This window comes from Pedobacter sp. (genome assembly GCF_965227205.1).
Taxonomy (GTDB): Bacteria; Bacteroidota; Bacteroidia; order Sphingobacteriales; family Sphingobacteriaceae; genus Pedobacter.
In genome coordinates this window covers 2914711-2940891 of sequence record NZ_OZ245727.1, presented here as the reverse complement: position 1 = coordinate 2940891, position 26181 = coordinate 2914711, and the positions used below count along the sequence as shown (strand labels likewise).

Here is a 26181-nt window from a genome sequence, read left to right as displayed (position 1 = left end):
GAAACTCGTCCTAATCGTTAAGGCCGCCCTGCTGGTGGCTGGGCCTAAGGCTTAATCTGATTGCCAAGAAGCACCATACAGTAATTTTAGCTCACCGGATCGCATGTTTTAGGATCATGCAAAAAAGTGCTTAAAATAACTTATCAGGAGTAATTGGCAATTTGCGGATGCGTTTTCCTGTCGCGTTAAATATCGCGTTAGCAATGGCTGCTGCAACACCAACAATGCCAACCTCGCCTATACCTTTCACCCCCATTTTGTTAGGGATTGTATCATCTTCATTAATGAAGATGGCATCAAGTTTTCCAACATCTAAATTTGTAGGAACATGATAGTCTCCAAATGAACGTGTTGCAAAGTTACCCCATCTTGGGTCAACAACTGATTCCTCACTTAGCGCCATTCCAATACCCCAGATATTTCCACCAATAATTTGAGAACGGGCAGTTTTTGGATTCAGTATTTTTCCAGCGCCCGTAACCGCCAAAAATCTAGTAACTTTCACCATTCCCGTTAAAGCATTTACCCTCACTTCGGCAAAGTTTGCATTGAAACTATGAGCAGAATATTGGTCCGCGTCTTTTGGCGGCTTAGCATCGACACGGCTTTGGAATTCACTAATATTTTCCGAAACCATTAATTGGTAAGCTGTAGGACGAACAAAAAATTGTTTGCCGGATTTAGCTAAAAGCTCATCGGTTATTTTGCTACAAGCATCATTAACTGCATTTGCAAAACTTGCCGCTCCTACAGAGCCAACAGAACCTGCGGCAGGTGGAAGGTCCGAGTCACCAAGTTTTACAGATATATTTTCCAAAGAAATCCCTAATCCATCTGCTGCAGTTTGTGCTAAAATTGTATTGGTTCCGGTACCCAAATCTGAGGCGGCAATTTCTACCGTTGCTAAAACATTATTTCCTGTCTTTTTTAATTTGATTATTGCAGAACTATCCCTTTGCCTGGCTGGATAGGTTCCGCAAGCAACACCATAACCAATTAAATCATCGCCAACTTTATTACTAGCTGGGGCCGGTTTTCTTTTCTCCCATCCAAAAGCTTTAGCACCTTCTTTCAAACATTCGACCGTTTTTCTTGATGACCATGGTTTGCCATTTGATGGATCTTTTTTAGGTTCGTTTTTTAACCTGAGTTCGATTGGGTCCATCTTCAGCTTGTAAGCCAATTCATCCATCGCTGATTCTAAGGCAAAACTGCCTGTCGATTTTCCTGGTCCCCGGGTATAGGTTGGCAAAATTATATTCATAGGTGCCACCTTATAAGAAATTATAGAATTTGGAACCTCGTACATAATTTTAGAACAATCCCCACATGGTTCTAAAAATTCGTTATCTATTGCAGTATGTGTTGTAGTTTCATGCGCAAGGCTAATTAATTTGCCATCTCTTGTGGCGCCTAAGCTAATCTTTTGAATATTTGCTTGTCGCAAACCAACAGAGTTAAACATTTGCTGACGTGTCAATGCCATTTTTACAGGGCGGTTGACTGCCTTTGCTGCAACAGCAGTAAGTATCAAGTTTGCCCACTGACCACCTTTCGATCCGAAACCGCCACCAATAAATGGAGATACAATTCTAACTTGTTCTGGCTTTAAGTTGAGTGTTTGGGCTGCGGCGGTTTGTGCACCATTAATAATTTGAGAACCGTTGTACAAAATAACTTTATCTCCTTCCCAAACTGCAATAGTAGAGTGTGGTTCCATGGGGTGATGGTGCTCTATCGGAGTTTCATATATTTCTTCAACCTTAACTGCAGCAGTGCTTAAAGCCCCTTTAGCATCTCCACGAATTAAATCTGCAAGTTCTTTTCCGCTAGGCGTTGTTGCTGAGGGAGCTAATTTTTCAAAATCAGTCCTAACATCTTTTTTTTGATAGTCAACCTGAATTAGATGAGCTGCATGAGTTGCCTGTTCAAATGTTTCGGCCACGACTACGCCGATATTCTGACCGTAGAACAGAATTTCCGGACTTTGCAACATTGCTCCGCCACGTATTCCACCCTTTTGGTTCAGTTTTGGAGCATTTTTATGTGTGATTACGGCCAGTACACCTTTCGCCTGCTCCGCTTGTGTTGTATCTAAGTTTGTAATCGTTCCGGCGGCAATTGTACTTTTAAAAATTACAGCATAGGCCATATTTTTAGCAGGATAATCTGTAGCATAGGTTGCCTTGCCTGTGATTTTTAAAATTCCATCAATCCTGTTAACGGCTTTACCAATCGATTTATTTCTTTCCTCCATAATGATAAATTGTAAACTACGCTTTAATGTCCGTTCCTCTTAAGGCTATTTCTAAAGCGCTAACTATTGTGTTCTTACCCAAATTAACCTTAAATTTATTATGTGATAAGGGCCTAGCATCAGCCATTTCTGCTTCTGCTGCGGCTTCAAAATTTGCTGATGTTGCCATTTGGCCTTTTAGCAAAGCCTCAGCTTTTAAAGCGCGCCAGGGTTTATGGGCAACACCACCTATTGCTATATGGGCAGATACAATTCTATTTCCATCAAGCACCAACCCTGCAGCAACCGATACCAATGCAAATGCGTAAGAATTGCGGTCGCGAACTTTTACATAAGCCGAATGCGCAGCAAAATCATTCTTGGGAATTTCAATCGATATGATTAATTCACCTCTGTTTAAGTTATTATCTTTTTCAGGATGATTTCCAGGTAGTCTATGGAAGTCATTTATTGGAATGGTGCGAACTTTGCCATCAGCCTGAGTTACTTTTACAGTAGCATTTAAAGCGGATAGCGCGATAGCCATATCTGATGGATAAACCGCAACACAATCTTCAGACCAGCCAAATATCGCATGCATCCTGTTTATACCTTCCTTCGCAGCACAACCCGTACCCGGCGAACGCTTATTACAAGCCAATGCGGTATCATAAAAGTACGAGCAACGGGTTCTCTGTAATAAGTTGCCTCCATTGGTAGCCATATTTCTGATCTGTTCCGATGCACCTGCTAAAATGGCTTTACTTAACAAAGGAAAATTCTCACGTACAAAAGGGTGGTTTGCAGCATCTGTATTTTTTCCAATAGCGCCAATAGAAACGCCACCACTATTCAATCCTGTTGTAATCGTTGAAATTGATGTCAAATCTAATCGGGTCAAATCAATTAATTCATCAGGTCTTTCTACGTCTTCCTTCATTAAATCAATTAGATTAGTTCCGCCGGCTAAAAAATGCGCGTTTGGATTTTTCATCAAGAGATTCATTGCGCCAGAAGTGCTATTGGTAGAGGTATATTTAAACGGTCTCATAATTTAGTATTGCTTTAATTTTAGCCTGCAAAAAGCCAGTTTTGTTGAACATCTTTTCCGCTTTGAGCTTCTTTAATTGCGGCTACAATATTTGGGTAAGCCCCGCAACGGCAAATATTGCCAGACATCCTTTCTGCTATTTCATCATCAGAAAGAATTATAGATGAATTTTTGGCTCGAATATCTTTTGTGATGTAACTCGCCTGACCATCCTTCGCTTCTTTCATCAAAGCAACTGCTGAACAGATTTGTCCCGGGGTGCAGAAGCCACATTGAAAACCATCATGTTTTAAAAACGCAGCTTGCATTGGATTTAACTCATTGTCTTTGGCTAAACCTTCAATCGTTATTACTGATTTTCCTTCGCAACTTGCAGCCAGCGTAAGGCAGGACAGTATACGGTTCCCATCAACGATAACGGTACATGCACCACACTGACCATGGTCGCAACCTTTTTTAGAACCGGTTAAGCCTAACCGTTCTCTTAAAGTATCAAGTAGCGTGCTTCGTGAATCTATGACAACTTTTTTGTTTGAAGCGTTTACTCTAAAGCTTACAGTTACACCATTCTCAATGGCCACTTCAGGTAAATCTTCAATATCCATATCGACCGCTCGGGCAAAAAGCTGCTCCGCACCGATAAGATGGCTAGCGAGTAAACCTGCCGATGCCAAGCCTAACAATTTCATAAAGTGTCTTCTATTTAGCCCTGAATGTGTAATTTCAGCTAATTCTTCTGGCATGAGGTCGCCGAAAAGTTTTAGTTCCTCTTCTGTGAGTTGAGTTTTTTTATGATTCATGCTTTGGTTCCGCTGGTTTAAGTATTGCTAACAAATTGATTAACAGTTTATACTTTGGAGAACATCGGAGCTTTACGAAGGTTTTTGCAAATCAGAAATATTACAGAATTTAATGCTTTTAGTCTAAATCTTTAAGAACGTGTTGCATGAATGTAACTGACATGGACTGTTAGGGTAAGGAATGGTAAATCAAAATAGATTATCCCCTCAATCATTTTTGCTGAGAGCGAAAAGCTCATCTGCATGCAGACCGTATCCATTTATAGTTAACAGGTGTACAAGAAATTTGAGCATCGCAAGGCAGAGGATTAATAGCTGGACTGATATTGCCGCTCGATTAATGCCAAAGGTTTCCTGGCGGTTTATGTTATCAATCAACCTTATGTATTTATCGGGTTCTCATTCAATCAGACTTGGGCAATAAGTCGTTCCATTACATACACTTCGAACCGGCTTTTTTTTTCGCTTGTCAGCTCTCTTAAGAAATCGAAAGTTTTTTGCCTTTTGCTATTTGAAATCTCCGTTTTAAAATGTATGGAAACTATGTCTGGTGCCCGGGAACCTATAGAGACGTTTGAGTATCTCAACTCATTAATCAATAATTCTGCAATCATGATCTTGTGTTCAATATTGAGTTCCTCCCGCTCAAGCGAACCATAAGTTTTACCCATATTATAACAACACTGATATTTAAAAATAGATTTGTGATGTTTTTTAAATGACGCCTTTATTTGCCTTGCTGTAACTCTTCATTCACATTACTTCATACGCCTCGGTGAAATATCAAACGCCCCAAGGATGTCATCGGTTGGTTTTAAACCGAAACCTGCTTTGAACTGGTGTTTTTAGATTCATGAGGAAACAATTTTGGTTAGCGACAGATTGCTACCAAAGGGAATTCTGGGATAAGATTTGCAACAGTTTCCTGATGACGCTCAGTTGCCACAAATAATCCTAAAATAAAGGCAGCCAGAATCAGGCAAATCAATAACCACTCGAATGCATCTAATTTTTTCATTATCAGTATAACAAGATTTTTCCTGCCTGGTTTTCAGTAATAATAAATTTAATCTTACACAAATTAGATATTGAACTCATAACCAGTTTTTGTTATTAGCGGACGGCGGGCCGAAAAGCATGATTGAAAAGGTGGTTCCCCTGCTATCACGTTTAAATAAAGGAGGTTATTGTTGCCAGATAACCGTTCTGGTAAAACTTTATGCCTTAACAAGTATTAAAACAATTAAGAGTTAATGCAATAAGGTTAAGATAATCCTTTTGCATTAGTTTCTCAGGTTAATATGTTCTTTGCCACTTCGCTTTCTAGTGGTTTTAGAATGTATTCTTTCACTAAATTATGATCTTGTGCTCGTAGCTGGTCTTTAATATCAACTGAGGAGCTTAGGATATAAACCTGTATTCCTGTTTTGGTATCCAGAGAACTTATAGCCTCTAAGACTTCCCAGCCGTTCATTTGTGGCATATTTAAATCCAGAAACAGCAAGACCTGTTCAACAGACTGTTCACTTTGGAGATACTCCAACCCCCTAATGCCGCTATTAAAGCATTTTATGGGCAAATCGGTGTGCTCGGCAATTATTTCACGATTAATGAATAAACTGTATTCATCATCATCTATCAAAAAAATTTCTTTCCTCATCACTACAATTTATTGTCTGTCTTGGCATCATTTGAAACCATTTAAATCATCACAAACGGTGAATACTTTCTGAATCACTAATGCCAATCTCGATAAAAAAAGGCAATTCTAGCGCCAATAGTTTAAAATTGGGTATAAATCGGATGTAATATAGTTTACTCGGATTTGGAATGAAACAATATTATTGATCTGGGTGTTAAGTTGAATATCTCTAAATTATGCAAAATTTTCCAGAAATCTGTGGTCTCTTGGAGGCGTCATCCTTTTATTACATCATTACCGTTGATATGAATGGTAGGTATTCCTATACCAATGCCAATTATGAAAGCCAGTTTGCGAAAGTGTCTCAGGGTTTGCTTGGCCAGCCATACGACATCACTATGCATTCCGACGATATTGCTACCTGTCAGCAGGTATCTGCACAGTGCTTTGAGTATCCAGACAAGTTATTTCCAGCGACCATTCGTAAGCTTGATGGTCGTGGTGGATATATATTTACACAATGGGAGTTTCGTGCTATGTTTGATCAAACAGGTCAACCTTCAGGGGTTTTCTGTATAGGTTACGACATTTCTGAGCTGATGATTGAAAGAGACCAGTCAAGAAAAATTTCTGAGGAAATCAATGCGCAATCTTCATTGCTTGAACAAATTGTTTTTACACAAAGCCATACGGTGAGGGCACCGCTGACTAATCTGATTGCCCTCACCAGAATACTCAAGAAAAACCTACATAACTATCAGTATAGCGGCCAGGTGGCAGACATGATCCTCTCCTCTGCTGCAAGACTGGACGAGATAATAAACGATATCGTCTCCTCAGTAAGAAAAAAGACGGACAGCCTTGACAAAGAGGATTAAGAATGAGTAGGAGAATCTGTTTGGTTTGACATATCTGGCAAGGCTTCAACGTCAATCTTTGGATAGGGGCTAACTGTTAAATTAATAAAGAAGCAGATGAAGACCCTGGTTATAATGAGTGCTTAGCATTTAATGAAAATTGGCTAAGGCTAATCATTAATGATACTTTACGGTTTAAATTGTTAAATATACATAATACTTAGAGTGAGATAAGTCCTGATTGATATTTCAATAAAAGTTCAAATGCTCTGCTATTTGAAAGTCTTTGGGCAAATATTAAGTCATGCAAATGCCCAGGATAAAGGTGCCTCGGTAAAGAAAAATAAATTTCAAATTATGGTGTCTTGTTAAGGAGTTCTATGTTTTTAACAACTAAGTTTTTATTTAAATATTCAATTTCAAAACTAACTTGATCCCCTTTCAACGGAGTTCTTTTTAGGTTTTGGTTTGTAAACTTAATGGTTTGGTTGTTGGAGTCTAGAAGAATTCCAGCACCAGACAAGATGTTGAATGATATGATTTTTCCCTTGCGCATTTCAATAAGGTTTGATAAGTATGATTAATTGTACAAAAATTATAACTTTTGTAGATAACAACCAGCGATAATATAAAGTTTTGAATATTTTTCCCCGCGGTAGTTAATTATGGTCTTACATTAATCCTGGATTAAAGTTTCGATTTTGATAACCGCGCGTTGTCGACTAAAATTAAAGGGTCAGTCTTTGTGAATATTGAGGAGCAAATAAATATCTTTTTTTAATGAAAAACTTTCCAGACTAGAGATGATGGCTTGGTTTTGAGGCCTTTTTTAGTTTTTCTTGCTATAACTTTGTTTGCGTTTTAAGCTAATCTTCAATATCTTAGAGTAAAAAAACTTGCCATGAACAAATTAATGCTATCATCGCTAATGCTTGTGAGTGGCTATTGTGCTGCGCAAACACCCACAGAAGAAATAAAAAAAATCATAACTAAGCAAGAGTCGGATTGGAACAAAAACGATATGCTTTCTTACACAAATTCTTTTACCGAAGACGCAAAACTCATTAACTTCCTAGGCTTGTTCTGGAAAGGGAAAAGCGAGATTATAAATCAGTTTAAGCTAATTAACGATTGTTGCATAAAACCCACCCAGGTAAAGTTCGATATAGCAGAGACATATTTTATTAACAATGAAACTTCCATTGTATACATCAAAGAAACATTAATTGCAAAGGAAGACTACCAAGTCCCTGGAAAGATAGTTAAAAAAGGGAGTACCGACCGTAAAATAATTACTGCCGTTTTTACAAAACAAAAAAACACCTGGAAAATACTTTCTATGCAGGTTACTCAGATAATGCCGCTCCCGCCAAGATAAATAACCAACCCATTAGTCGTTAAAGGCGAGCTGCCCTCAGAAAAACTCACCTACAAGACCAGAATCAATTACCATTTGATGAGTAAAAGTGAAAAACCTCTTCCTTAGAAATAAAGTTTGCAAGCTTATATAGAGCCCTAAAGTGATTTCAATTCTGAAATCAGCAAAAGGTACTTCCATTCAGGACCTTTTGCTTTTATTGAGACAGGTCTATTGAGAACTATCAGATAAATAAACTGGGAAGTCTGTTATTCTTTCTCCACAGTTTGTGGGAGGAGGCGAATGTCATTTAGTCCATATTGAAGCTTCCAGTTTTCCATAATGGGCTGCTCAAGTTTTATCTGACGAAATTCATCTGGGGCCATAATCGGCACGCCATGTACAATAGGGTACTTCCTTTTACAAACTGCGCAGGAAAGTATACCCTCCAGTACATTAAATTCAATATCTTTTACGAAAATATCCACCTGAAGGTCGCCTTTGTCTAAAGGACAGCATAATTTTTCTATTGTTTTAACTCTCATAATTTACTTTTTAGTATTTAATGCTAATTGATAAGCTTCTGCTTCCATTTTTGGGTTTTCTGAACTGAGAATCCCCGAAATCACCGCAACACCGCTAAACGGAATCTTCTTTTTCAAAAGAGCTGTGTTTTCAGGTGTGATCCCTCCAGAAATAAAAATCGGCAGGTTCGTAAGTGTACTGGCCCGTTGAACTGTTTCGGGTAAGACAATACTGCAACTTCCAGCGGAAGCTGATGGGAACATAGAGCAAAATGAAATGTAATCGATTTGGTTTTTATTGGCCAGCTGGACAGTCTTCAGGTCGCCGGTGCAGGTTAGCCCGGTGAGGATGGGTCTTCCGACAATTTTTCTTATTGAGGCGAGCTCATCAGGCAAACGGTCAAAATGTACGCCATGAAGGTCTTTTGTTTTTAGTAGCAAAGGCCATTCTTCATTAATAAGTACGGGAATTGAATAGGGTTTGCAAAGCCTGGCAATAGCTTCAATGATATCTACCTTCTTGCCTTCCATTGGCCAGTTGTTCCATATCTGAACGATATCTATCCTCCCAGACAATGCTGCTTGAACTTTTTCGAGCAGTATATCCTCATTTAGAGCCGGATTTACAACCAGGTAAAGTCCTCCTTTGATTGTTTTTTTTCTCAACCGCATTATTTCCATCCTTTTTGCTGTGCGATGAAAAACGCGTGCCAATATGGATCTGTCGGGTAGTAAGTTATTTCGCTAGATTTTTCATCATCAATAAGTTTATACCCGTTTTCTCTCGGGGTAAATTTTCCGATAATACTTGCCTGTATACCGTGGTTTGAGAGCGTTTCCACCAAACCAGTCGCCATAGTTTTGTCTACAGCCATCACCATACTGCCCGCACCAATGCTAAAACGGGGATCGATGCTAAACAAATCACAGATATCCCTGACTGTTTGGCTAATGGGGATAGCACTATTGTCTATTTCAACACCATTGCCAGATGCGATTGCCATTTCGTAAACCGCCCCCAATATTCCTCCTTCAGTCACATCATGCATAGCTCGGATTACTCCATTTGCAACTTTTCTCGCAATTAGAGCCTCCGCTAAGCTCGAAGTTTGATAGAAGGATTTGCAGGCAACATTGTAGCTTTCTATTCCGGCCTTATTCTTAACTGTTTCCGGAAAACTCATCGCTAAAATTGCCGTCGAGGATATTGCACATTCTTTGGTTACAATTATAAAGTCATCCTGCCTAGCATAACGGCTAAGTAAAATGCTTTGAGCTGGAGCGATGAGCACCATTGTCCCTCCGCCCGCTATGGTTGAGTTTTGTCCCTGAATTCTTCCTGTATGACCTCCGGTGATGGATACTCCGATTGATTGGCAGTATTGATGGATAAAGTCCCAATAGGTACTGAAATCCTTTTCGGTGAGTGAAATCGGGAGATTTAAAACCATTTGTGCATACATGGGTGCAAAACCTGTGGTGGCCATGTCGTTAGCCATAAGATGTACCGATAGCCAGGCGGATTCCTGCAGACCGAGCGAGGGAATAAGTGTCAAGGGATCGCTTGTCATCGCCATGGCCAAGCCATCAGGCAGGTTAACTATGGAGACATCGATGCCGAAGCTTGGTCCGCAGTACACTTCGCTGCGCTTTATACCTGTTTTTTTGAGGATTACATCCTCAAACTCTTCATTGTTTATTTTTCCTGAACCCATAGTGTTTTATTAATCTTCGAATCGTACATACAAGCCAAAAAAATCACCTACCGGGAGACTCCACTGCTGAAGTGGAAACCATTTGGGAAGACCTGTGCAGGTCCACTCAATCGTGTATTTTCGTCCATTCAGGGCTTGATGAATCTTCCGGGTCAGCAGCTGTGGAGTATAGAATGTGGCCGTTAGGTAGAAAGGGTTTTTACCGAAGAGCTCCTGAACGCGTCTTCGCAATACTTTTGGTGAATTCCTATTCATCATACCAAATGCAATTCCTTTTTTGCCTACGCGGGCTGCTTCCGTTATGACCTTAATGGGATCCTGATAGTATTCAAAGGTGGTTATAAATGCAACCACATCAAAGCTGTTGTCTTTGAATGGCATATAATGCGAATCCGCATTGACTAAATCCCCATCAAAGAGGTGTACGGCCTGGCCGAGCATGAAGGGAGATAAATCACCTCCTGTGGCCTCAATACCGATTTCTTTCCACCATCTGGTGAACCGCGTTGTACCACAGCCAAATTCCAGTAATTCTTTGATCTCAGAATCTTTCCCGACCAACTGGGCCATTACTTTTTTTTGCCAGATTTCTGCCCGTTTGTAACGACCTTCGTACCACTGTTCGTAAGTGTCAGTATGTTCCCGGTTAAAAAACCATTCTTTCCGACCTTGCCAGTTGCTAAGTTTATCTGAAAGGACGTTGAAACTCTTCTGTTCTAATTGCATATGTTTAAATTTAAGGAGCTTTACCATTAACCGGATTTTTGGGTATCGGATCGCGCTTAAAATTAAACAGCCAGGCGGCCGCAGTCATTTGAGCAAGTGCATCCCTACGCCGGTATTATCCGTGTCAGGTTCGCGGGTATTCATCTCAGCCTATAACAAATTTTATAAGCACCCCGTGCAACAGTAGCAAATATATAAATTTTGGTCGAAAATATATAGGAAGTCGTTTCCCAAGCTCTTCTTTCTTTACTATTCCAATCAGAGTTGGTTAGTTGAAAGCTTAAAACATTTTATCATAATGCTGACATTTAAGGATTTAATGGCGTAGACTAACAAAGAAGAAGATATCGGCTGGCAAAGGATACTGCGAGGTGGATATTTTCATGGCCTTCACCCCCCCCAGAAATCTAGACGGCCAAACGTCTCGGCGAGATGAAGAGGGAACAGTATGGTACGGCCTTATGGGCGAATCGAGCTGTTAGTGACCAGTCTGTTTATGCCTGTCTTTTGTCAGATCACTATTAAAGATTAATTTTATCCTGCCGAGAATAAATTAGGCTGTATGGATTATTCACTGCCTGTTTGTTTAGAAACACATTTAATACCTCATGATTGCCATCAATTTCACCTTTCATCATTTCTATTAGCAAGACCACTACCGGTTTTCTTCTGATGTAAACTGCGACGATATTTCCCAAAATTAACGTTGGCATAATCAAATGCCTGCGCCTTAGAAATGGCTCAAAAACATATAGATATGTGGTGTAGCTTAGAAGAAATTCGATAGCCCATGATTCTAATGGGGTTGTGATCTAACATAAATTTATTCAATAATGTTTTAGTGATTTTTAAATGAACTGGAGTCAATAAACATTCATTTTAAGAATAGGGCAAACTTCGTTGATTAGACTTTGTTTTATGAAGGCATAAATACTTAAAGCGCATGGAAAACGAAGAAATTAAAAAGCAGGGAAATATACCCGAAAGAGATAATGCGCTCAAAGGCGACAATACAGTTAAGAATCCTGATGATTGGACTACTGGTGATGAGCCGATGACAGGGGCACAAGGCTCATATCTTAAGACCTTATCGGATGAGGCCGGCGAGCAGTTCGATGCGGGGCTTTCAAAAGCTGAAGCATCAAAGAGAATTGATGAGCTTCAGCATAAGACAGGCAGAGGTTTAGATGCCTGAGAATAATATACTTGCGCTGAGGAAATCCTCAGCGCAAGTATATTATTCCAGAAGTGGTTCTAATGCTAAAGCCCAGACAAACAGGTACCTCTAAAAGGTTGCGCCACTGCCGTCTTTATACTGGTAAGCAATTTTTATAGGTTCCCTGGTGCGCCAGAATTGAGAGTCTATCTGGTTAACCTTTCTAATAATTTCCTTAACATCTGCATTATCATGAAGGATGATACTGATTTCGTGAGAACCAAGCTTTACAACATCTAGTATGTCTTTTTTCAGTGCTGATTCTTTAAGTATGCTCATCATTTCTTCCATGAATATAAAACTGTAATTGTCTGCAATAGGTTTAAATATTTATCAAAAATCTTAAGTGCTGTTTTTGAATTGGGACTAATGAATTTTCGCTTGTATAATCCGAAATTGTACCTAAATTTAGCCATATCACTTGTATTGTTATTGCCCTTTGCGCCATTACCGAAGAACTCTATGTTGTCACCTTTTTCGTTGGTTTCCTTAACATTTGTTAACATCACCGCATAGAAACCACAAATTCTAGACCGTCGCAAAAACCCTCTGATTTTAAAGACGGACTAATTAGGGCCGCTTTTAATATAGCGCAGAGGATTTTAAAAACAACTCCTTTTGGTTGTGTATAATGTACACTAAGGCAAGCTAAAACCCGCTTTATTCTTTTTGTGTTTGAGTGTTATAATTTCCTTGCTGACATCGGTACGCTAGTTGTATTTATAGATAAATCAACCTAAGAAATTTATGTTTACTAAAAGCAATACAAGAATAATATTTATTAATGGCAGCGTTGTTATACTAAGACAACTAGATCCGAGTAAAGCTAAATGCCGGATATTTATAGATGGGATCGAAAAAGGGAATCTGGTTGAATCCAGTGGGAGTTTTTTTCCTGAAGATGATATTTCTATTGAGCCGGCAGTGATGTCAAGAATAAATGACTTAGCGAAAAGAGCAAATCCAGCTCAGAATGCTGTGCAGACTTCTTAGATTATTGGATTGCCTGCTATGCTTATAATGCATGATGAGCTCGTAGATGATTTTGATGACTTAAGTCAGTTAGTATAGCTTGCTCGGATTTCAAGTGATTGCTTTAAGGCTATTGAGAGAACCTTCTCTTTCACGAATGCTATGCTAGCTCATGAGCTGATGTAATCCAGTGGACATATAGGTAAACTTGTTTTGATGCCTTAGTGAAGCAGCATGCATTACGGACATGATAAATTTTGGTCGCTAGAAATCCAAAACAGCAGAGCTGTTTTGATAAGCCGTTTTGGATTACTGGATAAAAGCTTGGCAAACTGATTAATTTGCGATGTCAGCCTTAACGCGCGTTTGAACTAGTATTCAATTACTATTTTACCGATGGTTTTACCACTCTCCAGTAAGATATGTGCCTGTTTCAGGTTTTCAGTGCTGAAGCCGCTCAGGTGCTCTTTCATTGTAGAGGCGATTGTTCCATTCTCAAACAGCGCTGAAGCCTCATTCAAGATCAGATGCTGCCTGCTCATATCTTCTGTTTGAAACATCGATCGGGTGAACATCAACTCCCAGTGGAAACTTACGCTTTTCCCTTTTAATTGCCTCAAGTTCACGTTTTCTAGTGGATCACTGATTGAGCCAATATGTCCCTGAGGTTTGATTAGAGTAACCATGGCATCCCAGTATTGGTTAACATCAACAAAATCAACAATAAAGTCTACCTGGTTAAAACCTGCCTGTTGGACTTCTTCAATCAGGTTTTGGTGATTCACTACAAAATCTGCGCCTTGTTGTTTACACCATTCTACGCTTTCCGGCCTGGATGCGGTAGCGATTACCTTTAATCCGGCAACCTTCTTTGCGATTTGAATGGCAATAGATCCCACGCCACCTGCGCCTCCGATAATGAGCAAAGTTTTTCCTCTGTCTATTTCATTAATCCGGATGCGATCAAACAAAATCTCCCAGGCAGTAAGCAGGGTCAAAGGCATCGCTGCTGCCTCTGCCCAAGAAAGGTTTTCAGGTTTTCTGCCCACGATGCGTTCATCTACCAACTGGTATTCTGCATTACTTCCGCTTTTGGTAATATCACCTGCGTAATAGACCACATCTCCCTTTTTAAATAAGCTTACCTCATTGCCGCTCTCTTCAACGGTGCCCACAGCATCCCAGCCAATTATTTTTGGCTGCTCTAGCACCTTTTCTTTTGCGCTATTTTGGCGAACTTTATAATCTACCGGATTGACACTGATCGCCATAACCCTTATCAGAAGTTCTCGGCCCTGTGCCTTTGGTTTCTCTATTTCGAAGCTAATAAAGCTTTCTTGTTCGTTAATCGGTAAAGATTTTTTAAATCCTATTGCTTTCATCCAATATATCTTTGACTTGTACTAATTATGAATCTTTTAAATTAACCTTCCCTTAAAACTTTTAAGGTTAGAAATATGCTACTAATTTAACGGCTTAAAGGATGAGTTTTCATAACGAGTCTGTCATTTTCAAACTGACAATAATCTGAATTGGAACTGATGCTTCGCTAATTTCTTCATTGAACAACAGGTAATTGTTCTTTACTCACAATAGCTCTTTTGTAAAAGCTTCCTTAAAAACTTAATTTTACTACCCAGAATCCGAACTTTTCAGTATAGCGCTCCATGCATGGATATTCTGGAGTATGTTGACCCCCTAGTTATGTTTTCTAATTTCGGTTTACGGTAAAGACATTTGAGTTTTTACTGACATTCCGGCGGATGCTGACCCCACCCTTGGGTATTAAAGATTTTGTAATGGAGCATATTGACCCCTCTTGATCTGCGGTACCCCTAAACAAAGATGTTTAGTCTCGAAATTTAATCAAGTGACCGCATTTCCTATCATCAGTAAATATGTTTCGTTCGTGCAATCCACTCAATAAAAATTTCTTATAAAACAAAAACTGAATCATTACATCGAAAGAATAATTCTTGGTTACCACTTAAGGGAAGTTAGTCCTTCATTCCCAAGATGAGCAACTACACATCCGAATTAAACTGAAGTAACTCATAATTAACTTCTCTATCTGCAGTTTATTTAATTGACGGAAAAAGTTTTTCATCCACCTGGGTACCTTGGCCAGCAACCATACACCAATTCTTGTCTTTTTTTACAAACACCTCTAAGCGGCGAACCTTAAGTGATATATCTTGGCCCTGAACATTGATTTGCACGTCTGCAAGCCAGTTCACTACCGCTGTTGTGGAACCGTAAATTCTTATGACCTCGGTACCTGGCATAACTTTAACTGATTTGAATACTAGCTTTTCTTTAGCCTGGGTATCTCTCCATTGGTTTACAGAGTAGTTAATATCACCTTTTGGCCCCACAGAGATAAGGTCGTGGCAATTTTTTTGAGTTTGAATCCTCAATGCCGGGTCAAGCAGCAGAGCTCGTATTTCCATTCTCTCTTTTGGAAAGCTTACCGTATCGATTTGTGCATTGCTACACAACGCTAAGGCTATCAGTAAACAGCTTATCAGTGTTTTTCTCATGGTTTTTATTTTTACCGGTCTAATGTAGGTGGAATTTATAAGGAGTTTTTATCTATTAGACCATCGCGGCTCTTTAGCAGACACACATTGGGTGTTTGAACTGGAAATGGTTTTATCGTCGATGAAATGATTATGTCGACACTAGTCTATTACAGCCGGGTGAATCGTATATTCGTGTTATGCTAGGATTTGACCGTTCGCAATTTGTTTTTTCAGAAAAGCCAAGCTGGAAGTTGCTCAGGCATAGCGTTTTTTGGTTTTGCTGGTATATTTTTCAGGTCTATCTCTATTCCTTTACGCCCTCACCGATATTGCTCAGGGTAAACTTTTTGGAGCGAATCTGCATTAACTCGGTTGAGAGCTTTTGGTTTATCTTGCCGAGTTTTTTGCTGTCTTATGTAATATTGTACCTGGTTATTCCACGGTTAATAATCCCGGCAAAATATTTTAAGGCCGTAATCTCTATTATAGCGATAATAATGCTCACCGCACTTTTTTCAGCCCTACTTTCGCTAACGGTAATTGAGGCTTTTCGAGCAAGTTACCTGCGCAATCATCCTGAGGTCTCTGCTGGAAAGATTCCATCAACCCCACTTAATATTCAGATATTTCTTGCGCTCATTTCCGGGTTAAGAGGAAGTATAACCATCGGTGGATTGGCTGCTGCGATCAAGCTCACAAAGTATTTTTATAGCAAGCAACAGCAGGCTTTGCTGTTAGAAGAGCAAAACGCTATTGCTGAACTCCAATCCCTTAAAGCGCAACTTCATCCACATTTCCTGCTCAACACTTTGAATAACATCTATTCACATGCTATGCCATCCTCTCCTGTTGCCGGGGATATGCTTGTTCAACTCTCAGCCTTATTGCGATACACACTTTATTCGTGCAATGAACCTTTGGTTACCCTCCCAGACGAGATTTCGATGATAAAGGACTATCTAGGGTTAGAAAAGCAAAGATATGGTAATGGTCTTGAAATATCATTTAGCTTCCCCGCAGATACCCAAGGTCATTATGTAGCGCCTTTACTCATTTTACCCTTCGTCGAAAATTGTTTCAAACACGGTACCAGTTCAATGCTTTCAAATCCATGGATTAATGTTGATATCGCTCTTGCCGGAAATCTTTTACAGATGAAGTTTATAAATGGAAAATCTTCCGTCTTAGTTCAGAGTGAAGGTGGTATTGGTATTGAGAATGCACGAAGGCGCTTAGAACTTTTATATCCGGATGCTCATCAGCTAAAAATAATAGAAGAAGAAGAAGTATTTATCGTGAATTTGGAATTTAACACTTATCCCAATGCAAATTTATAATTGTTTAATCGTGGATGATGAACCACTGGCGCGGAATGTTTTAGGGCGTTATATTGAAAGCATGCCAATGCTAAAGCTGGTCGGTGAATGCAGTAACGCATTTGACGCCATTTCTTTCTTGCAAACTCATAGCGTAGAGATAATGTTTCTAGATATCCAAATGCCTCAGTTAAGCGGTATGAATTTTTTGCGGACGCTGGCAAATCCTCCCAAGACAATTTTTACCACTGCTTTTGCTAGCTATGCTTTGGAAAGTTATGAACTTGATGCCGTGGATTATCTGCTGAAACCTGTGAGTCTGGAAAGATTTATTAAGGCCATAAATAAAGCAGTTCCAAAAAAAGGAGTTCCATTGCAGGATTTGCCAGAACTGAATCCCTTGATTGCCTGGGAAGATAATTTTCTGTATTTCCGGTCAGAGCGGAAGATGGTAAAAGTGGTATTAAAAGATATTTTGTACGTTGAAAGCTTGAAGGATTACGTTAAAATTATCACCATTCATGGGCCGGTGATTACTAAATATGCGATGACTGCTATGGAAGCGATGTTACCTGAAAAAAAGTTCATGAGAATACATCGCTCTTTCATGGTTTCTGCTAATAAGATTACCTCATTTTCTCAAACCCACATTCAAATAGCTGGCGCTAATATTCCTATTGGCAAACTTTATCAAAGGGAAGTTATGAGACAATTGTGTTCTTAAATGTCAAACTTTACCAGGCAGTCACTTTAATCAAAACATATCTAAAATGGAAAAAACAATAATCAATCGACGAATCACCCTGCAACGACTTGTAGCACTGATGGGCGCTGTAAGCTTTCCCGGAGTAGCATTTGCTGAAATGTTGACAACAGGTGATAATGAAGTTTTAGCAGTGGAAGGAAAGAAGCCTATTCACATAAAGTCTGGTGGTGGAAAGGTTGGGAAAATTGGAGAGGGTGATATTACTTTTAAGTTCAATAAATCTCAAACTGATGGGCACATTGGCATTACAGAATCAACATTGCCAGTGGGGGTACTTGGTGCACCTCCGCACTTGCATAATGGATTTGATGAAATATGTAGAGTCATTCAGGGTACACTTACCATCATGGTTGGCGATGAAATTTTTGAAGTGAACGAAGGGGACTGGCACCTCAGGCCAAGAGGGATAGTACACAGTTTCTGGAATACTGGAACTAAGCCTGTAAAATTTATCGAGATTTACAGCCCTGGCGGACATGAATCTTATATGACCGAACTCTCAGACCTTTTCCTCAACAATAAACGCCCCAAGCCTGGAGCGCTTGATTTACTGGCACAAAAGTATGACATTACTTTTGACTGGGCCAAACTCAACATGATTATGGATACTTACAAGGTTAGACTATAACCTTTCTTTCAGCTTTTCACCACCTAGCAGTCGCCTCCATTGAGGTGTCTCATTTTCTTATAAGTCTTCCGTAAGCGCTAATAAGCCAGGATAGCCAGCGAGATAAGAGGCCAAGGCCCTAAATGTTTATGCCGTCTTTTTCTCATTTCTTCAAAAATAGGTTTAACGTTTGGATGGTTTTGATATCGTCAAACGTTATATTATTTTTCTTCTTTGGTTGTTTTTTTGAATAGTCTTATCAGATTGTATTCCCGGCCAGTATGAGCTAGCAGGCCTACTCCCTCTTGCTTTCAACGGTATAAACAAAGCTATCCGCCTTGTAGAACCCAAGGTTATATTCAATCGGGCGGTCTTGATTATCATAAACAAAACGTTTACGAAAGAGTATAGGTGCTCCAATATTGGTTTCCAACTTAGCCGCGATAAATTCATCGGCTATGAGAGCACTGATTTCTTCTTTTGATGTCATTGCAACAATACCATGCGCATGCTCCAGCATTTCGTATAATGGAGTCTTATAGTCTTCCTCTCCGGTGAGTCCAACCACAGGATGAAAATAAGATTCAAAGTATACAAACGGCCCTTCGGGGCGGCCCCTGAGTCGAACAAGCTTGAGGATTTTTTTGTCATCCTTTATCCCAAAGAAGTTAGCGAGTTTTTTTTCAGGATATACCCAGCTTACATGCAATTCGAAGTTCTTAATTGGAATTCCCCTGGCGCTCATTTCCTGGGAAAAGCTCATCCAGTTTTTAGATTTCGAGCTTAATGATTTTGATTCTACTACTCTGGTACCCACACCCTTTTTTCTGACCAGAAGACCATCATAAACCAGTTTATTAATGGATTGCCTTAGCGTCGTGCGGGAAATATTCAAATCTTTGGAAAGCTCCACCTCATTTGGTAAGAGTTTTCCATCAACGTATTCCTGCGATTCTATCAATCGTCTAAGCAGCTCTTCTGCCTGAACGTGTAAAGGAACCTGACTTTTATGGTCAATCTTCAATTTCATAATGCTCACAATATTAAAAAAAATAACTGATTAAGTAATGATTCATAAATCATCCAATTAATTAATCCGATTAAAACAGTTCTATGCATTAGTTGTATGAAAAAAACTTATAAAATATTTGGAGATTTGTTTTTTAATAATAGCTTTGTATGTACATACTATTAAATGTGTGTGCTAATCAAGTATTTTAATTTTTTATGAGTTCTCGAAAAGATATTATCTGCTCTTTTTTAAGCTTAGCTCGATATTATAAGGTTTTTTTATTTGCACCTAAGATTTTATTAAGGCTCGATTACATTTCTTTTAACTTAGTTTTAAATCATAAATTCAATATTTTTTCTAGACATATTTGTTTTTAAGCATATATGTATATACAAATAAATCAATGCAGCAACTTTCTTTTAATTACAAACCATTTTTAGATAATATGTCAATAGAAGAACCAATGAGAAAAACCGAACAGGAAATTATGCCTGAGCGGCTAAGTAAGATAACCAAACCTACCGGGTACGATATTTATCCATATCATCATCTAGAGGATGGAAAAATTTTCAATGGTATTTCGAGTCTTTGTGATTACATCGTTCAGCAGAAAAGGGTTTGTATTGATGGTTACGTAGGGGTGTATTGGGGTTTTCTAAAAAATGCAATCAGTAATGAAATAATCTCACGTGGTTTAAGCTTGAATGTATGTCTGGCCAGCGATTTTATGAAATCAGAAGAAGATATTAATCTCCTGACCTCACCATTTATCGGAGCACCGGGAAGTGTTTGGGGTAAGAATGCGGATTTATCAATTACTGATTATTTCGATAATTCAACTTTAAAGCAATTGCAGGTTGATGAAAGTGTGGATGTAAATATTACAATCGGTCCGGGCGCAGCCCTGGCAGGATGGTCCGCTGCTTTGATCTACATTGATTTACCTAAAAATGAGCTTCAACACAGAATGAGCGCAGGGTCAATTTTTAATCTTGGTATAACTGCAGAATTAGATCAGACCGAGATGTACAAGCGGTTTTATTTTGTGGATTGGGTAATACTGAATAAGCACAAAAAAGATATTCTAAACCGGGTAGATGTTTTTTGTGATGCACAGTGGGAGCATGATGTAAACTGGGCGTATGGTCAGGATATACGTAAGGGATTGGAAAGGATTTCTACTTCTGTTTTTCGTCCGCGTCCCTGGTTTGCGCCAGGTGCCTGGGGAGGACAGTGGATGAAACGCCACATGCCTCAGCTCGAGCAGAGCGAGGTAAACTACGCCTGGTCATTTGAAATTATAGCACCCGAAAACGGCATTGTTTTTCAAAGCAGTGGCCTATTGCTGGAAGTTTCCTTTGATATGTTAATGTTCCATAATGGAGACAATATTCTGGGCCATCATGCAACAAAGTTTGGATATGAATTTCCGATTAGATTTGATTTTCTGGATACTTTTGATGGAGGGAACTTATCTATACAATGCCATCCAAGCCTTGATTATATACAGTCTGAGTTCGGGGAAAGGATTACACAAGATGAAACTTACTACATTTTAGATTGCAAGGAAAATGCGAGTGTTTATCTGGGTTTTCAGGAAGGCATCGATCCGGATAAGTTCAGAAAGGATTTGGAAGAAAGCAACCTTAATGGCACTCAGGTTGATATAGAAAATTACGTTCAGGTTCATAAAGCAGAAAAACACGATCTTTTTCTAATTCCAAACCAGACCATTCATAGCGCCGGCGCCGAAAATCTGGTGCTGGAAATCAGTGCTACCCCTTACATATTTACTTTTAAAATGTATGACTGGCTGAGGCTGGATCTCAACGGTAAACCGCGTCCAATAAATATAGAACATGCTTTTCACAATCTGGATTTTTCAAGAAAGGGCGATAAGGTTCAGGAAGAACTGATTTCAAAACCCTATATCATTTTCGAAAATACCGACCTGCGCTGCTATCATCTGCCTACTCATAGTGAACATTTTTATGATGTGCACCGGCTGGAATTTAGCTCGAAGGCAGAGGTGCAGACGGATGGTTTATGCCATGTTTTAATGCTGGTGGAAGGGGAGTCAATTACGGTGAAAACCGCTGACGGTTCGCAACTGATACTTGCTTTTGCCGAAACATTTATTATACCTGCCGCGGCAGTAAGTTATACCATTATCAATAATTCCCAATCAGAGATAAAAGTAATAAAGGCCTTTTTAAAATAAGTACTATGGATACTAAAGAACAATATTCGGACATAAAAAAGAGCAGTATTTACTTGTATCTGGTTTGTCTCGTTGCCGCTTTAGGTGGCTTTCTCTTCGGGTTTGATACCGCCGTGATTTCTGGCACAATTAGTCTGGTTACAAGAGATTTTGGGTTGGATGCAGTGAGTGAAGGATGGTTTGTAAGCTGCGCCTTATTAGGCTGCATCATTGGGGTAATTGTTTCAGGAAAGCTGAGCGATAGGTTCGGACGAAAAATTGTGATGATAATATCTGCCTTGCTATTTCTGGTTTCCGCTCTGGGTTGCATGTATGCTGATTTTTTCGCTTCACTAATAACTTTCAGACTGATTGGAGGTATTGGGATAGGGGTTGCTTCAATGGTCTCTCCACTATACATCTCGGAATTTGCTCCCTCTAGGCTTCGGGGAACAATGGTTTCTCTTTACCAGCTGGCTCTTACCATCGGTATCGTAACGGCTTATCTTACTAATGCTTATCTGGCTGGTTACGCCGAAAAAGAGATTACCGGAGGAGCAGGTTCAGCCTTGTTTTCTGATCAAGTGTGGCGTGCGATGCTTGGACTTGGCGCCGTTCCGGCCTTTATTTTTCTAATGTCTTTACTAGCTGTTCCGGAATCCCCTAGATGGCTGCTATCCAGGGGAAAACGTGAAAATGCTAAACGCATTCTTATAAAAATTGATGGTCCTCTTGCAGCACAAAAAGAAATCGATGCATTCCAGTCAGCTGAAAACGGAAACGAGGAGGAATCCCTGAAAACCCTTTTTAAACCAGTATACAGGAAGGCATTATGGATAGGACTTTTCCTACCTTTCTTATCACAGGTATGCGGCATTAACGCTGTCATTTACTATGGGCCAAGGATTTTAGAAAAGGCTGGATTTACACTGAATAGCGCACTAGGCGGTCAGGTAACCATTGGCCTGGTCAACGTTGTTTTTACTTTCGTCGCGATTTTTACAGTCGACAGATGGGGTAGAAAACCTCTGTTATATATTGGAATAGGAGGAGCTGTGATTTCACTGGTTATTATTGGTCTGCTCTTCCAATATGGCATCACTTCAGGTCCCTGGATACTGATTTTTATACTTGCATTTATTGCATGTTTTGCCTTTTCTTTTGGCCCTGTATGCTGGGTGGTGATTGGCGAAATTTTTCCAAATGGTATCCGTGGGAAAGCAATGTCGCTAGCTACACTAACCCTGTGGATAGGCAACTTTTTTGTTGGACAACTTACTCCTATAATGCTGCAAGGACTAGGTTCGGCCTGGACCTTCTGGATTTTTGCCATCTGCTGCTCACCAGCGCTTTATCTAACCTGGAAACTTATCCCTGAAACCAAGGGTCGTTCCCTGGAAGAAATCGAAAGGCACTGGCAATCGAGTTATTCTGATACTTTACACTAAAAAATAATAAAGAACTAACCATATATCAAATGCCAGCGGCATTTTAATCAATCAAAATTTATGAGACTTAAACTTTACAAAAACAAAAAATTAAAGCGGCTGCCCTTCAGGCAGTTTGCCTTACTTATTTCCATTCTGGTGCCCTTCAGCCCGGGTTTGCTACAGGCGAAAACTTCAGAAACCTCAAGCCTCGTGCTCAACAAGCGGGTGATTGTTGTCAGTGGAAAGGTTGTAGATGAGAAGGGCGTGGCAATTCCTGGTGTAAGCGTTCAAATCAAAGGGACCCAGGTTGGTGCGGTTACTGATTCAAATGGAGCTTACAGCTTGTCGGTCCCTGATAATCTGGCTTCCAGAAGCCTAACCTTTTCCTACCTTGGATATTTGAGTCAGGAAATTGCGATATCTGGTCAGAAAACAATAAATGTGCAACTTAAAGCAGGAGGGGAAAATGCACTCGATGATGTTGTTGTTGTTGGATATGGTACACAGAAAAGGGTAACCATCACCGGTTCAGTAAGTACGATAGATGCAAAAAATATTGAAAATAAACCTGTGCTTAATACCTACCAGGCCTTACAGGGAGAATCTCCGAATCTAATTATCCAACAAACTAATCTAAATCCTGGCAGTAACGTTACGGTGAATATACGTGGTGTAGGTACGCTTGGCGATAACACACCATTAGTAGTAGTAGATGGGATTGTTGGGGGAAATTTAAACACCATTAACCCGAATGACATTGCAAGTGTATCGGTGCTGAAAGATGCGGGTGCTGCCGCCGTTTACGGTTCAAGAGCTGCAAACGGTGTTATACTGATTACCACCAAAAGCGGAAAAATAAACCAGAAAACAAGCGTTTCCTACAATGGAAGTTATGGTATCCAGGATGCAAATGTTCTTGTTCATAAAGTGCCTGCTTGGCAGAATGCATACTACAAAAATGAATCACTTGTTAATTCCGGGCTTAGTCCGGCTTATACACCAGACCAGATTCAACAGCTTAAAGACCAGGGCGATGGGACCTGGGACATCGAACACCTGCTCAGGAATGCTCCTCAGCAGTCTCATAACTTCAGTATTTCCGGAGGCGGGGAGAAAAGCGCTTTCTTTATCTCTGCCGGGTTGCAGGATCAGGAAAGCAACTTTATCGGCAACGGTGGCGAAGGTTCTAACTTTGGCTATCAAAAATATAATTTAAGGCTCAACCAGACTAATGTAATCGATAAATTCAGGACTAATTTTATTTTGCTTTACACTAAATCAAGAAATAAAACAAATAGCGTTGGGGACAATAACATCTTCGCAGATGCCAACAGGGTGCCACACAATTTTAACTGGCAGGATGAAAACGGAAATTACCTGACCAACCCTTTTGCATCCCAATACAATGAATATGGTGTGTTGGAAAAAGGCGGATTCAACCAGGCAGATAATGATGAAATTTTTGGATCGTTCAATGGTCAGTTTGACATCACCAAAAACCTTAAGCTAACCGGACAATTCGGGGGAACGCTTCAGAATAATGGCACTTTTTTTAGAAGAACGCAAGTGAATTACCTTCCATCGGGTGTTTATGGTGATGACCGTTCGGTGCTGGATGCAAACAGTAAATCGCAGCTCTTCAATACTAAAGTGTTTTTAGAATACGGAAAAAAAATCAGCGACCACGATTTTAAAGTTCAAGTTGGTGCCGAGAGTGAAAACTATACACAGCGAGGGTTTCAATTACAAAAAACACTTACCGATCAGCTTCTTGGAACTCCAACAACAGGTACTATCGTTGATCCGATTAATTCCAATAATAGCCTTGCCATTAATTCCTATAGTTTGGTGTCGCTTGTTGGAAGAGTTAATTACAGCTTTAAAGATAAGTACCTTTTAGAGGCGAATGCGAGATATGATGCCTCTTCTAAGTTTGCCAAAGGAAACCGTGGGAGCTTTTTCCCGGCGGTGAGTGCCGGATGGATACTATCTGAGGAATCATTCATGAAGTCTATCAAAAACACGGTGAGCAATTTAAAGTTACGTGCCTCTTACGGGGTAGTGGGTAACCAGAATGTAGGTAATTTCCAGTACCAGACGACCTATTTCAATTTTGCAAGTGCCTATGGATTTAATAACATCCCGGTAGGTGGAGCAGGAACTTTGCTTTCCAACAGGGATTTAACCTGGGAAAAGGCCACAACATTCAACATCGGAGTAGATGCCGGATTATTCGACAACAAGTTAACGGCGACTTTTGAATATTTTAACAAAGTAACCAAAGACATCCTTCAGCCAAGACAAGATATCCCTGCGATTTTTGGAGCTGCAACGCCGGACTTTAATGTAGCCAAAGTTCGCAGTAAAGGTTGGGAAGCATCGCTAACTTATAACCTTCGGGGAGAAAACGTAACTCAAAGTTTCAGTGTAAACATTGCTGATAACCAGAATAAATTGCTGCAACTCTCTGGTGGTGCAACTGAGCAGATAATCAATCAGGATGTATTCCAATTGTTAAGACGTGTTGGCGAGCCCATTACTCAATACTACGGTTATCAAACTAATGGATTTTTCCAGAACCAGGCCGATATCAACAGTTCGCCAAAAATTGCCGGTAATGCTGTTGTGCCGGGTGATGTTAAATTCAAAGACCTTAATAACGACGGGGTGATTGATGCGAAAGACAAAACCGTTTTAGGAAATCCTTTTCCAAGATATACCTTCGGCTTTACATACCGTTTGGCTGTTAAAGGCTTTGACTTACAGCTGTTCGTCCAAGGAGTCGGTAAGCGAGAAACCTTCCTTCGTGGAGAACTTGTAGAGCCTTTCCACTATGGTTATGGTGCAACAGTTTATGAACATATGACCAACTATTGGACACCTGGCAATCCTGATGCACGTTACCCTATTTTTGCAAACATAGGCTCTCCTTCAAATACCAATAACTGGCGTACCGGTTCTGATTTGTACAAATATGACGCGGCCTATGTACGCCTGAAAAATGTGAACATTGGCTTTACCTTGCCGCAAGCGCTAACAAGTAAAGCCGGAATAAACAGGTTACGCATTTCGCTGATTGGACAGAATCTTTTCACACTTAGCAAACTTAAATTTATCGATCCGGAAACTTCTGAGTTTGGCAATAACTTAAGCACCGGATCAAGTTCAAACAGTGCCCGCCAGTATCCTTTGCCTATCTTTTATGGGGCAGGACTTGACATAACTTTTTAAA

Annotated in this window: 23 protein-coding genes and 1 riboswitch; of the genes, 10 read left to right on the top strand and 13 right to left on the bottom strand. The window is 39.9% G+C overall.

Annotated features, from left to right (window positions below):
- Positions 1-130: 130 nt before the first annotated feature.
- From ACO05K_RS12460 to ACO05K_RS12440, 5 genes are all read right to left on the bottom strand, one after another.
- Positions 131-2257, bottom strand: a complete 2127-nt coding sequence (locus ACO05K_RS12460) for a xanthine dehydrogenase family protein molybdopterin-binding subunit (protein WP_421944759.1) — start codon at positions 2255-2257, stop codon at positions 131-133.
- 16 nt (positions 2258-2273) lie between these two features.
- The gene (locus ACO05K_RS12455) at positions 2274-3287 is read right to left on the bottom strand and encodes an FAD binding domain-containing protein (protein ID WP_421944758.1); all 1014 of its coding nucleotides are present in this window, start codon (positions 3285-3287) and stop codon (positions 2274-2276) included.
- A 20-nt stretch (positions 3288-3307) separates the two neighbouring features.
- Positions 3308-4087: a 2Fe-2S iron-sulfur cluster-binding protein gene (locus ACO05K_RS12450; protein ID WP_421944757.1), complete on the bottom strand. Its 780-nt coding sequence runs from the start codon at positions 4085-4087 to the stop codon at positions 3308-3310.
- 871 nt (positions 4088-4958) lie between these two features.
- Positions 4959-5105, bottom strand: coding sequence for a hypothetical protein (locus tag ACO05K_RS12445; protein WP_421944756.1), 147 nt, complete (start codon positions 5103-5105; stop codon positions 4959-4961).
- 273 nt (positions 5106-5378) lie between these two features.
- Positions 5379-5747 (bottom strand): response regulator, encoded by a 369-nt coding sequence (locus ACO05K_RS12440; protein WP_421944755.1) that lies wholly within the window; start codon positions 5745-5747, stop codon positions 5379-5381.
- Positions 5748-5965: 218 nt separating this feature from the next.
- Between ACO05K_RS12440 and ACO05K_RS12435 the strand changes: the two genes are divergently transcribed.
- Both ACO05K_RS12435 and ACO05K_RS12430 read left to right on the top strand, forming a co-directional pair.
- Positions 5966-6607 carry a PAS domain-containing protein gene (locus tag ACO05K_RS12435; RefSeq protein WP_421944754.1) on the top strand — a complete coding sequence of 214 codons (642 nt, stop codon included), beginning with the start codon at positions 5966-5968 and terminating at the stop codon, positions 6605-6607.
- An 880-nt stretch (positions 6608-7487) separates the two neighbouring features.
- Positions 7488-7964 (top strand): SgcJ/EcaC family oxidoreductase, encoded by a 477-nt coding sequence (locus tag ACO05K_RS12430; protein ID WP_421944753.1) that lies wholly within the window; start codon positions 7488-7490, stop codon positions 7962-7964.
- Positions 7965-8212: 248 nt separating this feature from the next.
- Here the strand turns inward: ACO05K_RS12430 and ACO05K_RS12425 are convergent, their stop codons facing one another.
- The 4 genes from ACO05K_RS12425 to ACO05K_RS12410 are packed head-to-tail and all read right to left on the bottom strand — an operon-like array spanning position 8213 to position 10935.
- Positions 8213-8488 (bottom strand): Trm112 family protein, encoded by a 276-nt coding sequence (locus tag ACO05K_RS12425; protein WP_421944752.1) that lies wholly within the window; start codon positions 8486-8488, stop codon positions 8213-8215.
- A 3-nt stretch (positions 8489-8491) separates the two neighbouring features.
- Positions 8492-9139, bottom strand: coding sequence for a thiamine phosphate synthase (locus tag ACO05K_RS12420; protein WP_421944751.1), 648 nt, complete (start codon positions 9137-9139; stop codon positions 8492-8494).
- On the bottom strand, positions 9139-10182 hold the full coding sequence (locus ACO05K_RS12415) for an AIR synthase family protein (protein ID WP_421944750.1): 1044 nt from the start codon (positions 10180-10182) through the stop codon (positions 9139-9141). The genes ACO05K_RS12420 and ACO05K_RS12415 overlap by 1 nt, the downstream gene beginning before the upstream one ends.
- A 9-nt stretch (positions 10183-10191) precedes the next feature.
- Complete coding sequence (locus ACO05K_RS12410; protein WP_421944749.1) at positions 10192-10935, bottom strand: class I SAM-dependent methyltransferase; 744 nt, start codon at positions 10933-10935, stop codon at positions 10192-10194.
- A 57-nt stretch (positions 10936-10992) separates the two neighbouring features.
- Positions 10993-11094, bottom strand: a riboswitch (TPP riboswitch).
- A 757-nt stretch (positions 11095-11851) separates the two neighbouring features.
- Here ACO05K_RS12410 and ACO05K_RS12405 point away from each other — a divergent pair.
- Entirely contained in the window at positions 11852-12103 is a 252-nt protein-coding gene (locus tag ACO05K_RS12405) for a DUF3072 domain-containing protein (protein WP_421944748.1), read from the top strand.
- A gap of 90 nt (positions 12104-12193) precedes the next feature.
- On the opposite strand, the gene ACO05K_RS12400 is transcribed toward ACO05K_RS12405, so the two are convergent.
- Positions 12194-12406 carry a hypothetical protein gene (locus ACO05K_RS12400; protein ID WP_421944747.1) on the bottom strand — a complete coding sequence of 71 codons (213 nt, stop codon included), beginning with the start codon at positions 12404-12406 and terminating at the stop codon, positions 12194-12196.
- A gap of 465 nt (positions 12407-12871) precedes the next feature.
- Between ACO05K_RS12400 and ACO05K_RS12395 the strand changes: the two genes are divergently transcribed.
- Positions 12872-13117 (top strand): hypothetical protein, encoded by a 246-nt coding sequence (locus ACO05K_RS12395; RefSeq protein WP_421944746.1) that lies wholly within the window; start codon positions 12872-12874, stop codon positions 13115-13117.
- Between the two features lie 350 nt (positions 13118-13467).
- On the opposite strand, the gene ACO05K_RS12390 is transcribed toward ACO05K_RS12395, so the two are convergent.
- On the bottom strand, positions 13468-14478 hold the full coding sequence (locus ACO05K_RS12390) for a zinc-binding alcohol dehydrogenase family protein (RefSeq protein WP_421944745.1): 1011 nt from the start codon (positions 14476-14478) through the stop codon (positions 13468-13470).
- 696 nt (positions 14479-15174) lie between these two features.
- Positions 15175-15636: a hypothetical protein gene (locus ACO05K_RS12385; protein WP_421944744.1), complete on the bottom strand. Its 462-nt coding sequence runs from the start codon at positions 15634-15636 to the stop codon at positions 15175-15177.
- A gap of 479 nt (positions 15637-16115) precedes the next feature.
- On the opposite strand from ACO05K_RS12385, the gene ACO05K_RS12380 reads away from it, so the two are divergent.
- From ACO05K_RS12380 to ACO05K_RS12370, 3 genes are read left to right on the top strand one after another with little or no spacing between them, the layout of a single operon-like run.
- Positions 16116-16955, top strand: coding sequence for a sensor histidine kinase (locus ACO05K_RS12380; RefSeq protein WP_421944743.1), 840 nt, complete (start codon positions 16116-16118; stop codon positions 16953-16955).
- Positions 16942-17658, top strand: a complete 717-nt coding sequence (locus ACO05K_RS12375) for a LytR/AlgR family response regulator transcription factor (RefSeq protein WP_421944742.1) — start codon at positions 16942-16944, stop codon at positions 17656-17658. Before ACO05K_RS12380 ends, ACO05K_RS12375 begins: the two co-directional genes overlap by 14 nt.
- A gap of 46 nt (positions 17659-17704) precedes the next feature.
- Complete coding sequence (locus ACO05K_RS12370; protein WP_421944741.1) at positions 17705-18328, top strand: cupin domain-containing protein; 624 nt, start codon at positions 17705-17707, stop codon at positions 18326-18328.
- 274 nt (positions 18329-18602) lie between these two features.
- Here ACO05K_RS12370 and ACO05K_RS12365 read toward each other — a convergent pair whose 3' ends face one another.
- Entirely contained in the window at positions 18603-19337 is a 735-nt protein-coding gene (locus ACO05K_RS12365) for a GntR family transcriptional regulator (protein WP_421944740.1), read from the bottom strand.
- A 427-nt stretch (positions 19338-19764) separates the two neighbouring features.
- On the opposite strand from ACO05K_RS12365, the gene ACO05K_RS12360 reads away from it, so the two are divergent.
- The 3 genes from ACO05K_RS12360 to ACO05K_RS12350 are packed head-to-tail and all read left to right on the top strand — an operon-like array spanning position 19765 to position 26180.
- On the top strand, positions 19765-21540 hold the full coding sequence (locus ACO05K_RS12360; RefSeq protein WP_421944739.1) for a class I mannose-6-phosphate isomerase: 1776 nt from the start codon (positions 19765-19767) through the stop codon (positions 21538-21540).
- 5 nt (positions 21541-21545) lie between these two features.
- The gene (locus tag ACO05K_RS12355; protein WP_421944738.1) at positions 21546-22967 is read left to right on the top strand and encodes a sugar porter family MFS transporter; all 1422 of its coding nucleotides are present in this window, start codon (positions 21546-21548) and stop codon (positions 22965-22967) included.
- Between the two features lie 60 nt (positions 22968-23027).
- Positions 23028-26180 carry a SusC/RagA family TonB-linked outer membrane protein gene (locus tag ACO05K_RS12350; RefSeq protein ID WP_421944737.1) on the top strand — a complete coding sequence of 1051 codons (3153 nt, stop codon included), beginning with the start codon at positions 23028-23030 and terminating at the stop codon, positions 26178-26180.
- The last annotated feature ends 1 nt before the right edge of the window (position 26181 follow it).